Genomic DNA, 14,299 nt, shown 5'->3' on the forward strand with positions numbered 1-14,299 from the left:
TGGCGGGCAGCTAACGAGCCTGTAGATTAACTCGTTTTTTATTTATTTTTATTGATAAACAAATCATAGCTGAGTTCCTATTTTGGTTCAATCGATTACTGTATTTTATGCAGAATATAAAGTGGGAGTTTGGTGTTGTTTTAATTGGCGTTTTGGACGGGATTACGGGTACTTGAGTGGCTTTTATTTAGGGTAAAAGCGCTTACCCTTCTTAATGCATCGTGTTTTGCAGCTTTTCTATATTATGAACAAGACAATACAGTTGCCATTGCGCATTCACTTTCGTTTGACCCCGTAAGGTCAATTTATTCATGCCTTTATTCACTGTAATGTTCCCGAACACTGGCTCAATACACCCGAGTCGTTTGCTATATTGTCGTCGACCTATGGGGCTGTCTATTTTTACTTCCCGAATTCATTATGCAAGTGCACCAAACCTTAAATCACTAATTAATAAAGACTTCTTCAGCTGTCTGATAATTTAGTATTTTCCTTGGGCGAGTATTAATTTTCATTACAACCTCTTGGAGTTGTTCATTAGTTATAGTTGAAAAATCAGTTTTCTTTGGGAAATAACGCCTGATCAGACCGTTTGTATGTTCATTTGTTCCTCGTTGCCACGAACAATAAGGATCAGCAAAGTAAATAATAAAATCTAGTTCTTCTTCCAAAGCTTTAAATTTCGAAAATTCTTTTCCATTATCCAAGGTCAGAGTTAACTGTTTATGCTCTGGAATCTCTTTAAACATCTCTACTGTAGCCGTATTGAATGACTCAGCTTGCTTAGTCTCTATTTTTTGCGCGATTAAATATCGAGAGCTACGGTCAACATGGGTTACAAAAAAACCAGAGCCCTTTTTGCCTTCAATTAAATCACCTTCCCAGTCACCTATTCGGCTTCTGTCTTCGACTATTTTTGGTCGTTCGCTAATACTTACTCTATTCTTAATTTGCCCACGTAAATCGCCATATTTACGTTGTTTACGTCTTTTTTTATGCCTCTTAGCTAAGTCTTTGTATAGCTCTCCACCTGCTTTAAAATCCTTAATCACCCATTGATAGATTGTTTCATGGCTGACATGCATTAATTCATCTGACGGGTTATCCTTCTTAAGCCGACCTGTAGTGGTCAACTAATTTTGGCCACAGTTTTAGAATCTTGATATCTAACCTCAGATTCATTTGGTGCTAAACCGGCATTATAATGATGCGGCCTAACATTGTTGTAATATCCATTTATGTAATCACTCACGCTATATTTAGCGTCTATAAAGTTTCCATATCCAATCTTTGGCATCCATTCCGTCTTAAAGCTTCTAAAAAATCGCTCCATTGGCGCATTATCCCAACAATTTCCACGTCTACTCATACTTTGTGTGATTTTATAGCGCCATAAACGTTGGCGATATTTTAAACTTGTATAATGGCTACCTTGGTCTGAATGGAACATGAGTCCTGTCGGTTTCCCTCTGCTTTCATATGCGAGTTCAAGCGCTTTTAGCGTTAAATTAGTATCTGGTGACAACGACATTGCCCAGCCAACCACTTTGCGTGCAAATAAATCAATAACCACGGCTAAATAAGCCCAGCGATTGCCTGTCCAAATATACGTCACATCACCGCACCACACGGTATCCGGCTCAACAACATCAAACTGTCTATCAAGCAGGTTTGGGATTTCAAGGTGTTCATTACCACCACGTTTATATGAATGTTGAGGTACTTGGCAGCTTTCGAGCTTTAATTTAACCATTAGCTTAGCTGCACGATAACGGCTCAATTCAAAATCATTGTTCGTTGCTATCGCTGCGATTGTCCGTGCCCCTGCTGAACCACCACTCATCGCATGTATTGCTTTTACTTCAGCCTCTAACCTTGCTTGCTCAGGTGTCGGCGCTGTATCCCGTATGGCCCAGTACTTATAGCTGCTGCGATGCACATTGAATACGCTACACAGCAGACTAATTGGATAACGCTCTCGTTGATTTAACTTCTCGATTAACGAGAATTGTTCAGGGAGTCGGACATCAAGAGAGCGGTAGCCTTTTTTAATATATCCTTTTCTAATTCAATGCGTTGGATTTGCTTTTTAAGTTCGCGGATTTCAATTTGTTCGGGCGTCATTGGTGACGCTGATGGTGACTGACCATTGCGTTCTAGCTTTAATTGAGTAACCCACTTACTTACGGTTGATTTACCCACCCCCATCGCTTTTGCTGCGTCTTCTTGCGTATAACCTTGGTCTACTACAAGCTGAGCCGTTTCTAATTTAATTGCCGCTGAATATGTTGCGCGTTTTAATTTCGTCATTTTTTCACCCAAATTTGTATGCTTATTAGCATAACATTTCTTTCTTAATGGGAGGCCAAAATCACTGTACCACTACAACCTGCTATAGCATCTGGAGACCATCCCATTGCTATCTTACTCAACACAAGCTCGTACAGTGCCTTATTGTTTCTTTTTCTTGCATGCCTGGAGACCTTCCTTCTTTCCATCGCTTTTTCGTGCGCTGCCTCATCGAAATAATCATAGTAGGGTGGCTTATTTCGCTTAACTTCACGCATGATAGTTGTATGGTGTCGATTTAATAGTTTACCAATGGATCGGCAGCTTTCGCCACTGTTGAATCGATAGTAGATAGCTTTTCGTTCGAAACTGTTAAGATGTTCATAAGACATTCTGAATTCCCTCGATAATGAGTTTGGTCGCACTTACTACATTAGCAAATACTTCAGAATGTCATATTTTTTGGTGGGTTATGGTCAGTGGTGCACTTGCATAATGAATTCGGGTAGTTTATTTCTGTACCAGAACTTGTCTGGTAACGGACAGTTTAAAAGATCAGAACTTTGGTTATGATTCAGTTTCTGCAGCCTTAGCAATAAATTAAGAAATTATAGTCTCCGGCATGCTTTTTCTTTTTTGCTAACGCAACTAACTCATTTTACCTAATCGTAAAATTAACAAGTCGAGAAAGTGCCTAACCGCTGGCACTGAAGTTCGGTGAGGCGGAAGCACAGCGAAGAATTCGACCTTTTTTCCTTTCCACTGTGGCAATATTCTTAGTAGTTTTTCATCGCCGTTTCTTGGACAGGCAATAGGCTTAGGCAGAAAAGTTATGCCAAAGCCAGCCTTTACCATTTCATATGCTGTGCCGGGCTCTCCAACAAGTGCCGCTGCTGGCTCGTCTAAGGAAATTTGCTCACCGGAGCTGTTGTGAAAAAGCCGCCAATCTGCTGGTATCATTACGCTATCGGTCACTACTCTTGGGACTGCTCTAATCGCTTCTGGATCATTAATATCAAGGCCCGACATAGCAGGCGCACTGCTCCAAAGCTCCATTTGATAATCAAATAATTTTCGAGCAACTAAATAGGGCTGCGAAGGTCTGCCTATTCTGATAAAAATATCACAATCCTCTACGATAGGGTCAATTTCAGCATGATTAATCTTTAATGTAGGCTTAACTTCTGGCCAATGCTTTAAAAACTCGGACATTGCAGGCGCGACAATGTTACGTGTAGTTAATGTAGAAGCGGCAATACGCAGGGGGCCTGCCGGATATTCAGCAGCTTGCCTGAGTGTCTGTTCAGCATCGCGTTTAACGCGCTCGGCCATTTGTGCAATGGCAAGAAGTTGGTCTCCAGCAATGGTAAGACGGATCCCTCTTGGTAGCCTATCGAATAAAGGCACGCCTGCTTTGTTTTCTAAACGTTCAAGCGCACGGGAAAGGTTTGATTTTGGAATGCCGGTTTCGCGCTCGGTTGCACTTAAGCTGGCATGTTGAGCAAGTAGTGAAAAAGTACATAGGTCGTCTAAGTGTGAGCTGCTCATCGTTATGTCCTGTTTGTCTGTTTAACTGTAGCTGATATATAAAATAGTAGCACAAATAGTCGTTTCATATTTGAATCGTAATGTTACATAATTTAATAAATATCGGGACGAATGTAAAAAATTTACTCAATGCTCGCTGGTGTCAAATTTAAGCAACTTGCGGCAGATGGAGCAAGCGCAATTTTGTGTGAGAAGTCGAAATATTTATTTGTTTAACAGCTCTATAATGAATGCTTCAACTGAATACCATGCAGCGAACCTAAGCCCTTGATAACGTAATTCGCGCTTAAAATAAGGACACTATTCATTTTTGAAAAAGAAGCTTTAATTTCGGAATGTATTCGTGCGTTTCATTTTCAGAACTCAGCGTTCCTTTCATGCACATTCTTTAAAACGAGCACTTCAATTACACTGTGCTTGTTAATTCCATACTCATCAGTAAAACAACATTTATAAAAGTGGAGAAAAGTTGTGAACATTCAAAGCGTCAACGCTCATCAACACAATGAACCACAGACTAAAAACCCTAGAAGAGACGACACAAAAAGTCCAATGGACTGGGTCGGTTTGTTCATATGCTGTGCCTTAGCGCTCATATTTGAAGGCGCTAGGGGCGCAAAGCTGGTTGGAAGTGAGAGCATAATCACTTTATTTCAGCAAATCGGCTATGGCGAATGGTTTTGGTATTTCACCGGTTTTGTTGAAATCATTTCAGCACTAATATTGCTCTTTGCCGTCACACGAAAGCTAGCGGCATCCTTACATACCTGCACCGTGATTGGCGCGATATTCACGCATGTTTTTCTTGTTGGCGGAAGCACTCTGCCAGAGTTCATCTTATGTCTGTTAGCCATTTTTGTCTTATGGTGGAGTAAACAATGAAATCAAAAGTCCTAATATCGCTTTGTGGATTACTGATGATAAGTGCATGTAGCCAAGAAATTCCGCAAAACAAAGCAAAACCTGTGGATTGGATAAAAGTTGGCAAGTCGCAGCAAAACTATGTTCGCGTATTCCCGGGAGTCGTCGAGTCGATTGAACGCGTTACTGTTGGCTTTGATATTGGCGGGCGAATTGTCGAAATCAACGTTGATACCGGCGACCGCTTTAGTAAAGGAGACGTATTAGCAAAGTTAGATGACGAAAGTCAGCGCCTCTTAATTGATGAGCTAGACGCCAATATTATGAGTGCCAAAGCCGCGTTTAAAGAAGCCAACGCCAAACTAATAAGAGCTACTAGCTTGGCAGAGCAACAGGCTATTTCCCAAGCGGAGTATGACGCTGCGGTGAGAGCGCAAGTAAGCTCGGGTGCCGATATCAAACGCCTTGACGCCCAGAAAAAAGTGCAGAAAAAACGTTAAAAGACACCCATATTTTTGCCCCCTATAACGGGCAAGTAATTAATAAAACTGCAAATTTGGCGCAAACGGTTAATGCAAATCAAGAAATCTTGGAAATTCAAACCGATAGCGAATTACGAGAAGTGACCATTTCTGTACCTGAGAGCTTAATTAACTTGTTTAGCCAAGGCATGAGCGCACAAATTGAGTTCAGTGCGTTATCTTCAACAGCAGTGTCAGGCAAGGTTGTTCGCATTGGTAAACAAGCATTGGGCATGGCTGCCTTTCCAGTCACTATTTTATTGTCAGACGTGCCCGAAGCACTTGTAAATGGCATGACGGCATCAGTTTCAATTGATTTTAGAATAACCAATAACGCGCTAACACTTACTATCCCGCGCTCATCCTTAGTACCTGACAACAACAATGAATATTATGTGTTTGTGGTTGATGAGGAGGCAAATCACGTCCGTAAACGAAGCGTTAACCTAGAAAAGTTGAGTAATGAATTCGCTCTTGTAAATAGTGGCGTAAGCGCGGGGGAGATAATTATTGCAAAAGGCGCCATATTTTTATCCGAAGGCCAATCGATATCACTGTTGAGTCAAGACATTCGTAATTTTCCTGAATAGCTGGAGTAGTCAATAAATGAGTTTTGGTCAGCGTGTATTTGAAAACCGTTCTGTCGTCTTTTTAAGCGTCGTCTTATTAATGGCATTTGGTCTTTATAGCTATTTTAATTTGCCAGCTAGAGAGGACCCGGCCATCACAATCAGAGTGGCTAATGTAACTGCACTTAATCCCAGCATGTCGGCTGAGCACATGGAGCTTTTAGTTACAAAAACACTAGAAGAAGCGATTCGCCAGCAAGGAGAAGTGGAAAAAATCTCATCTATTACACAGCCAGGCCGCTCAATAATTAAAGTAGAGATAAAATCGAAATATTTTGAGCTTGAGCAAATCTGGGATGATATTCGAGACCGACTCGCCGCAGTGCAAAGCGATTTACCTGCGGGCACATTACCACCATTATTAAATGATGATTTTGGCAATGTTGCCGCCGCAACCATTGCGCTACAGTCAACAGACTACAACATGGCTGAGCAATTTGATATGGCACAGTATCTTCGCGACCAGTTGTTCGGCATTCCCAATACCAAACGCATCGACATTTTAGGCGCGCAAGCTGAGCGAGTATACGTTGAAATTTCGAACACGAAATTGGCGGAACTAGGTATCCTGCCCGATGAAATAATCGCGACCTTAGCACAGCAAAATATCATTCAAGCGGCAGGGGGAATTGATACAGGGGTAAGCAACTATATTGTAGAGCCCACTGGCACCTTCAATACCCTTGAAGATATCGAAAACACGCTCATTCGCCTACCCAATACGACAACTATTTTAGCACTCAAAGATATTGCCAATATTCGCAAAGCCTACATCGACCCGCCAAGTCGCAAAACCTATTTTAATGGGGCCCCCGCGATAATGCTCACGCTCACCATGGTCGAAGGCAACAGTGTGCTTGACTATGGCGAGGCGGCGCGCGCAAAAATTGATTATTTAAAAACGACGCTGCCGGCTGGATATACGCTAAGCATAGCGACATTTCAGGCCGACCAAGTGGCAGATGCGGTGTTTGGCGTGACGAGTAATGTCATTCAAACATTGTTTATCGTATTAGCCGTTGTTATTTTCTTTTTAGGCATGCGCACTGGCTTAATTGTAGGCGCAATTGTGCCTAGCGTGATGCTTATCACTATTGCCATCATGGGTTTTTATGAAATTAACCTGCAGCGAATGAGCTTAGCGACCTTGGTTATCTCTCTAGGTCTCTTAGTAGACAACGGTATCGTAATTGCAGAAGATTTTAAGCGCCGCTTAGACAATGGCGAGGACAGAACCGACGCGCTTGGCTTAACCGTGAAAGAGCTCGCCTTTCCCTTATTGTCATCAACCTTAACTACCATTTTAGTTTTTTTACCGCTAATGCTTGCTGAGCATGAGTCTGGGGAATATACGCGAACCATTTCACAAGTGGTCATGATTTCTCTAACCACGTCTTGGATTTTAGCCATGACACTTACGCCCATTTTATGCACGCTGTTTATTAAAACGCCTAACAAAAACTCGGGCCCGTCGGGCATACGGGAAATAGGCACAAAAGCATTTGATAAGCTAAATTCTCTTTATTCACGTGCACTCTATCGAATACTCAAAATGAGAGCATTATTTTTAATCACCATGGTGATACTTTTTGTTGCTGCAGTAGCTGGGATCCGTCAGGTACCTCAAAACTTTTTCCCAAGCTCTGACCGTTCGCAGTTGCTTATTTATTTTGATTTGCCCGCCGGGGTAACTGAGCGTCAAACCGACCAAGAACTTCAACAAATATTTGCTTTTCTAGACGACGAAGATAAATGGCCCGAAATATTAAGCACCGCTGGGTACACAGGCTTTGGTGGACCCCGATTTGTGCTGTCTCTTGCACCGATTGACCCTGCCCCTAACCGCGGCTTTGCGGTCTTGAACATAGACGAGTTTGATAACGTGAAAAAGGTTAAATTTCGATTAAGAGATGCTCTTACCACTCAATTTCCGCAAGTAAAAGCGCAAGTAACAAATATGTTTCTGGGCCCCTCTGACCCCACCATTTTTGAAGTAGAAGTGTCAGGCCCTGACGCATGGACGGTGTATGACACCAGTAATGCCCTACAAACACTCATAGCTGAACAAGACGGAGCGGTCGATATTCGTAACGATTGGGAGAATCGCACCATTAAATTAGTGGTGAAAGTCAACCAAGCCAAGGCGAGGCTTGCAGACGTTACTAGCGCTGATATTAATCGTTCATTAAATCGATATTACAACGGTGAGCGCATGAGTGACTTCTACGACGGCGATGAAATTTATCCCATCGTGTTGCGAGCGCCGAATGCTGAGCGAAGAAACCTCGATAGCCTACAAAACATTCAAGTTTACTCTAGCATGACGGGCCAGAGTGTAGGTTTAACACAAGTTGCGCAAATCCAGCCTGAAAATGAATTTGCCCGTGTAGGGCGCGAGGATTTAAGCAGAACGGCTACTGTCTCTGCCCGAAACGACTTTATTACTGCACAAGACTGGGCTCCCATTTTAGATGAAAAGTTTAATGTGATTCGAGCAGCCTTGCCACCTGGTCATAGTATTGACTTAGCAGGCATTGTAGTAACGTCCCAACAAGGTCGCGCCGCACTAGCTGCAAATATGCCGCTTTGTTTGGCTTTAGTGCTGATTTTATTGGTGCTGCAATTTAATGGCTTTAAACGCCCAGCACTGATTTTTATGACTCTACCGCTACTGCTCATCGGCGCAGTCATTGGACTTTTTGTCATGCGCGTAGACTTTGGTTTTATGGTGATATTAGGTTTGTATGCCTTGTTGGGTATCATTATTAATAATGCAATTGTGTTGGTTGACAGAATAGATTTAGAACGAAAGGAGGATGATTCTGTTGATGCGATAATACGCGCATCAGTGATGCGTTTACGACCGATTTTGATGACCACAATCACCACTATTTTAGGCCTTATGCCGCTTATTTTAGCCGTTGACCCGCTGTTTTACGGTTTAGCCGTGGTAGTCGCCTTTGGCTTGGCTGTCGGCACGATTTTAACCTTGGGTGTTGTACCAGTCCTATATAGTTTGATGTTTGGCATCAAGCCACATGCCGACGACAATTCTCCATCAATTGAGGAGCTACGCGCATGAAAGTAAATAGTCTCGTTATAGTTATGGGTTCAATGTTGATAGCAGGGTGCACAACTTTAGGCCCCGACTATCAAGCACCAGAACTATTACAAACTCAAATGCAGTGGACTGAGGCAACGCAAAAATATGCGATAGCAAATAATATGCAAAGTTTGCAATGGTGGCAAAGTTTTGAAGATGAGCAGTTAAGTGAACTCCTCATAAAAGGAAGCACTGGAAATCTTGATGTGCGCGAGGCATTCCTGCGTACTCAAGAGGCCAAAGCCTTGTACCGAGTTGAGGAGTCGCGAGGCCAAGCAGAATTCTCACTTGATGCGCTTGGTAATCGCTCCCTAACAAGCGAGAACGGACAAATACCACTTGGGCAAATTCCGGGTGCGCAAACTGAGGGTTATTTTTTCAACATGGGCATGGCAGCTACGTGGGAATTAGATGTGTTTGGACGTGTCAAACGCGCGATTGAAGCTGCTGATGCAAAAGTAGAAATTGCCCAAAGTAGCTACGAAGGATTGTTGTTAACCATTCAAGCAGACATCGCCAGCACTTATTTTGAGATACAGCAGCAAAATTTACAAGTTGAGTATCTGCAACAACGCATCGAATTGCGGCAGAAATCATTACAGATGACAGCAAAACGGGCATTAGCAGGAGCCGAATCGTTCTTTCAAGTCGCCCTAGAACGTTCAGCTTTTGAAGAACTGAAGTCAGGCGTTCAATAATACGTTTGCTTGCGCGTTCTAGTTTTGCTTTTTTACGCCCTAGCTCATCGAATGTGCCGCTCCACTCCTTACTCGCATTGGACTTTAATTTACACCCATCAATGGCAAACATGTTACGACCTATCAAGCCCTCTTCATCACATATCATCAGCACTTGCGTAAAAAGCGGTTCAATCTGTTCATGCATTTTAGCCACAAAACCCGCTATAGAGGTGTAATGCGGCTGGATATCACCCGACACACTCATAAATAAAATGTTCGTCTCACACGCTTTAGCAATTCGGCGGCTACTAATTAAACCATGTGCATAGCCCAGTAAAATAATCTTTAGCATTACCGAAGGTGGATACGCCGCCGCGCCCGTTTTGTCATTGTTGTACCACGCGTCAAATCCCGATAAATCGAGTTTATTTTCGACAATATAACAAAGGGCATACTCAAAAGTGCCAGGCAGAATTTGCTCAGCGAAATTGATAGGAATGAATTTATTTTGACAGGATAAGTCAGGCTTGTAGTTAGCCATAACAGTTTACCGTGGGTGAATAATATCTATTAGATCACAGCGAACAGATGGATTCAAGGTTAAAAAGCAACCAACTAAGAATAGTTGGATACGTTCCTAAAAAGAGTAATTCTACAACCTATCGTGGTAGAGCGACCTATTGCTAGGCCGACCCCACACAGATCCGGACGTGCGGAACTACCGCATCCGGCTCTTCAGTTATATATTCACTCGTGTAAAACACACTACCCTAGTACCAATCAACAAAGATATTTCGCTTGCTGACTTTGATACTCTCAATGTTAAAATACCCTATCATCTTCTTGAAATTACTCCAGTTATAACTTCGTCGACCACTGCGTCTGTTCAACCATTTATATAAACTATGTAGCACATAGTCATATATTGTGGATAAGCTTCGGCTGTTGTCTGGTAAACCAAAGTAATTTCTAAATCCTATCAGTTTTCGTCTCAATTGAGGTAGCCAGCTTTTCAATTTTAATGAATACCTTGCTTTGATCCATCGATAATATTCACTCAGCGTCGCCTTTTGCTTCTTCGCAGCCGTTCGTCGCCTAAGTCGTGGCTTACCATTTGAATCTGTGCCCCAATAGAACTCAAACCCTAGAAATACAAAGTGACGTTTTCGACCAACATGAAATCTACTAAATCGCATTAGCGAGGTTTTGTCTTGCGCAACGTCTAAATTAAATTTCTTTAATCGCTTGGGTAACACTTTATAAAAGCGCTCTGCGTCATTTGCAAATTGAAATGCGCAAACAAAATCGTCTGCATAGCGGATCATCATTGCACTTCCACGCATCCTCGGCTTTACTTTCTTTTCAAACCAGAGATCTAAAGCATAATGCAGATATATATTAGCCAACACTGGGCTGATAATTCCACCTTGAGGGCTTCCACTTGATGGTTTAGTGAATACGCCATCGGGTGATTTTATCCGCGCTTTTAACCACTGGTTGATTAAATTAAGCATTGCCTTATCATCAATGCGTAACGCTAACATTTTCATCAGCCATTCATGCTCAAGGTTATCGAAGAAGCCTTTAATGTCAGCTTCAACGATATAACCATATCCTTTAAATTGAAGATTCATTGTTAGGCTATGTACTGCTTGATGTGCACTTTTATTCGGCCTATACCCATAGCTATTGCGCATAAAGTCTTGCTCCCAGATACTTTGCAGGATCTGACTAACACTTTGTTGCACAAGCTTGTCATCAACCGTTGGCAGACCCAAGGGCCGTTGTTTACCATTCGATTTAGGGATGAAAATGCGTTTAATATCATTAACTCGGTAGCGTTTCTGTTTGAGTTGCTGACTTAAACGTTCGATATTTTCAATTAACGTCGACTTGTATTTTGGCATCGTAATGCCATCAATACCCGGACTGGCTAATTTATTGAGTTGACCCCAGCTTTCATACAGGCTTGCGGCATCTAGCAATCCATATAGATTCTGAAACCTGTGCTTAGGGTGAGTATGTGCTTTAAATGCAAGGGTATTAAGTGTTGTTGTCATAATATTTCCAGCCCTACTTTGTCCGGTCTATGTGTCGACTTAGTACCCGATATAACTGTCAGCTCCTTCGCCATGTACAGGGCTTTACCCTGCCCAGACTACTATGGGCTGATCTGACTTCCAAAAGGTCATCGTTAGCTTTGCTTTTCGTTAAGCTTTCCTACCACCATCCTTGTGGAACACCTTTGGATCTCTCAAGTTCTCAAACCATCTCTTTATACATGCCACGGCTTTGAAACTCCGCTGACTCGCCACAACCTTACTAACACGGCTGTTTTGCATGGACTTCGGTGGCGTTGCAAACCTCGTCAGTCAGATCTAATATTTATCGGAGCGATATCAGCACTTCAGGATCACGATAACCCCTATGGCCTACATAATTCTCTGTGTACGCTTCGCCAATCTTGTTCGTGTGATGCAGTCCTCACTGCTGAAAAGCAATTGCTAATCCCACACTCCGCCAAAGGCGCAACACTCGATACAGGAGGTTAGTTAGACCTTGCCCGACAGGGACTTGCACCCTGCAAGATGGATCAAGCTTAGCTTGACGCACCAACGCTTTGCTAAGCGGCAATAAAATAGTTGGCTAAAATCAGCGAGGAACGAGCAAAAGCCAACTGTTTTTTGTCCGTTTAAGCAACTTGTGTACGCCCGACATGGGCATTGACTTATGAGGTGAAAGTCCTCTGTAGGAAGATCACCTTTAAATAACATACTGTTATTAAACGATAGACACTCGCAAATGGCAAGGGCTAAATCGTGAGAGATAGTCTAGAGGAAGCCGCTAGCAAATCTGCGAGCTGATGAACAAAAACATCATATGAGGCGTAGGCTGGAGACGAGCTAGCACAAGATAGCGAAGTCATGTGATCTAACGGCCACCGTAAATGATGCAGTTGTGCAGAGAAAGTCGATGCACCTTATTCGGGGAGATCTGATAAACACGCATCCGCGCTAACGCTTGGACATTACCAGTTAGGGACTGGTTTTTCAACCCTTGGCGCTTTGGTTGCTGCGACCTACAGCGAGCGAAATAGCAGTAAACAAGCGTTAGTTTAGACGCGCTTTATCGAGTAATCGCTAGAGTGATTTATCAGAAGTCAGCAGACGGCATACGACTGCATGGATGCAGGAGGTAGAGCAACGCAGGAGCAGTTGCCGAGTAGCCCAACACTTATCGTAATGGATAAGACATGGTGAAGGCCTGAACATCTTAACCAGAGGAGATACTACAATTGAACTTGAATTCACATAGATCACCGTGTTGTGATAGTGATGAACAGCGTTCTATGGTGAATAATACCTCAAATGAATATAACCAAACAAATCATGACCTGATGGCAAGTGTACTGAGCAACCACAATATTGGCACGGCATGGCAACATGTTAAGCGAAATAAAGGGGCTGCGGGTATTGATAATATGAGTATTGAAGAATTTAATCACTTCGCTAAGTTACATTGGCTGGGTATTAAACACCAATTACTTAACGGCACTTATCAACCCTTGCCAGTCAAACGCGTGATAATACCCAAACCCGATGGCGGTGAGCGAATGCTTGGGATCCCCTCTGTTATCGACAGAGTGATCCAACAAGCTATTGCTCAAGTGATTAGCCCTTACTTTGAGCCTCTATTTTCACCACATAGTTATGGTTATCGCCCTCATAAAAGAGCCAGCCAAGCAGTAAATCATGTTCAATCTTGTGTTAAACAAGGTTATAAAACAGCAGTTGATATTGACTTGTCTAAGTTCTTTGATGAAGTAAACCATGACATGCTGATGAATCGTGTTGCTCGTAAAATCAAAGACAAAGCACTCATGCGCCTACTCGGTAAATACCTCCGAGCAGGGGTAGCAGAACGCGAAACAGGTCTGTGGTTTGAGTCAACCAAAGGAGTCCCTCAAGGTGGGCCATTATCCCCTTTGCTTTCCAACATTTTACTCGATGAATTAGATAAGAAGCTAACCTACAAACACCTTAAGTTTGCACGTTATGCTGATGACATAATCATTTTAGTAAAAACGAAAAGTGAAGGGCTCATAATCCAACGGGACATTACTGCGTTTATCACTAACCGATTAAAACTCAAAGTGAATGAATCGAAAAGTCGAGTCGGTCCCGTATCAGGCTCGAAATTTCTTGGGTTTACCTTCCGTTACGCTCAAGTGCAGATCCACGAACAGGCGCTAAAGAAATTTAAAGCAAATGTAAGAGAACTCACTAACCGCAACTGGGGGATCTCAATGACCCTACAAATTCATAAACTCACGCAGTATTTACGTGGCTGGGGACACTATTACCTAATAGCCAACGCTTATCAGCTAACGGTGGATTTAGATCATTGGATCCGCCGTAGGATAAGAATGTGCTACTGGCGGCAGTGGCGAAAGCCTCGTACCAAAGTACGCAGTTTAATGAAATTAGGTGTTAGCGAACGACTCGCCATAGCCTGTGGTATCACCAGTAAAGGCCCTTGTCGAAGCTCAAAAACAAAAGGAATTAACATTGCGCTAGGCAATGATTACTTAGCGTCACAAGGTTTAGTGTCATTGAGAGATATTTGGATCAATATTCATTACGGGAGATGAACCGCCCATTGCGGACC

General features: G+C 42.7%; 9 protein-coding genes and 4 pseudogenes. 6 read left to right on the forward strand and 7 right to left on the reverse strand.

Annotated features, from left to right (window positions below):
* Positions 1-211: 211 nt before the first annotated feature.
* From P4S71_RS01575 to P4S71_RS01595, 5 genes and pseudogenes are all read right to left on the reverse strand, one after another.
* Positions 212-409: pseudogene (locus tag P4S71_RS01575) on the reverse strand (transposase); the annotation flags it as partial.
* A gap of 37 nt (positions 410-446) precedes the next feature.
* Positions 447-1,121 (reverse strand): annotated as a pseudogene (locus P4S71_RS01580) (IS30 family transposase); the annotation flags it as partial.
* A gap of 8 nt (positions 1,122-1,129) precedes the next feature.
* Positions 1,130-2,310 (reverse strand): IS3 family transposase gene (locus P4S71_RS01585; RefSeq protein ID WP_096794087.1). Its coding sequence is split into 2 segments (ribosomal slippage): positions 1,130-2,052 and positions 2,052-2,310, totalling 1,182 coding nucleotides; the frame shifts between segments, so codons are not numbered across the junction.
* A 77-nt stretch (positions 2,311-2,387) separates the two neighbouring features.
* Positions 2,388-2,681 (reverse strand): annotated as a pseudogene (locus P4S71_RS01590) (transposase); the annotation flags it as partial.
* 256 nt (positions 2,682-2,937) lie between these two features.
* Positions 2,938-3,837 carry a LysR family transcriptional regulator gene (locus tag P4S71_RS01595; RefSeq protein ID WP_096794418.1) on the reverse strand — a complete coding sequence of 300 codons (900 nt, stop codon included), beginning with the start codon at positions 3,835-3,837 and terminating at the stop codon, positions 2,938-2,940.
* Positions 3,838-4,308: 471 nt separating this feature from the next.
* Between P4S71_RS01595 and P4S71_RS01600 the strand changes: the two genes are divergently transcribed.
* The 5 genes from P4S71_RS01600 (at position 4,309) to P4S71_RS01620 (ending at position 9,649) form a co-directional block, all read left to right on the forward strand.
* On the forward strand, positions 4,309-4,719 hold the full coding sequence (locus tag P4S71_RS01600; protein WP_096794417.1) for a DoxX family protein: 411 nt from the start codon (positions 4,309-4,311) through the stop codon (positions 4,717-4,719).
* Positions 4,716-5,198, forward strand: a complete 483-nt coding sequence (locus tag P4S71_RS01605; protein WP_337149901.1) for an efflux RND transporter periplasmic adaptor subunit — start codon at positions 4,716-4,718, stop codon at positions 5,196-5,198. The genes P4S71_RS01600 and P4S71_RS01605 overlap by 4 nt, the downstream gene beginning before the upstream one ends.
* An 11-nt stretch (positions 5,199-5,209) precedes the next feature.
* Positions 5,210-5,809: an efflux RND transporter periplasmic adaptor subunit gene (locus P4S71_RS01610; RefSeq protein WP_337150162.1), complete on the forward strand. Its 600-nt coding sequence runs from the start codon at positions 5,210-5,212 to the stop codon at positions 5,807-5,809.
* Positions 5,810-5,825: 16 nt separating this feature from the next.
* Complete coding sequence (locus P4S71_RS01615) at positions 5,826-8,930, forward strand: efflux RND transporter permease subunit (RefSeq protein WP_096794415.1); 3,105 nt, start codon at positions 5,826-5,828, stop codon at positions 8,928-8,930.
* 143 nt (positions 8,931-9,073) lie between these two features.
* Complete coding sequence (locus P4S71_RS01620; protein WP_442961650.1) at positions 9,074-9,649, forward strand: TolC family protein; 576 nt, start codon at positions 9,074-9,076, stop codon at positions 9,647-9,649.
* On the opposite strand, the pseudogene P4S71_RS01625 reads toward P4S71_RS01620, so the two are convergent.
* Together P4S71_RS01625 and ltrA (P4S71_RS01630) are read right to left on the reverse strand one after the other, a co-directional pair.
* A pseudogene (locus P4S71_RS01625) lies at positions 9,639-10,172 on the reverse strand (transposase); the annotation flags it as partial. The gene P4S71_RS01620 and the pseudogene P4S71_RS01625 sit on opposite strands and share 11 nt — an antisense overlap.
* Before the next feature lie 229 nt (positions 10,173-10,401).
* Entirely contained in the window at positions 10,402-11,691 is a 1,290-nt protein-coding gene (ltrA, locus tag P4S71_RS01630; RefSeq protein ID WP_337149902.1) for a group II intron reverse transcriptase/maturase, read from the reverse strand.
* 1,235 nt (positions 11,692-12,926) lie between these two features.
* Here ltrA (P4S71_RS01630) and ltrA (P4S71_RS01635) point away from each other — a divergent pair.
* A complete protein-coding gene (gene ltrA / locus P4S71_RS01635) occupies positions 12,927-14,282 on the forward strand; it encodes a group II intron reverse transcriptase/maturase (protein ID WP_337149903.1) in 1,356 nt (451 codons plus the stop codon).
* The last annotated feature ends 17 nt before the right edge of the window (positions 14,283-14,299 follow it).

Source organism: Pseudoalteromonas sp. B62 (assembly GCF_037162565.1).
Classification (GTDB): Bacteria; Pseudomonadota; Gammaproteobacteria; order Enterobacterales; family Alteromonadaceae; genus Pseudoalteromonas; species Pseudoalteromonas fuliginea.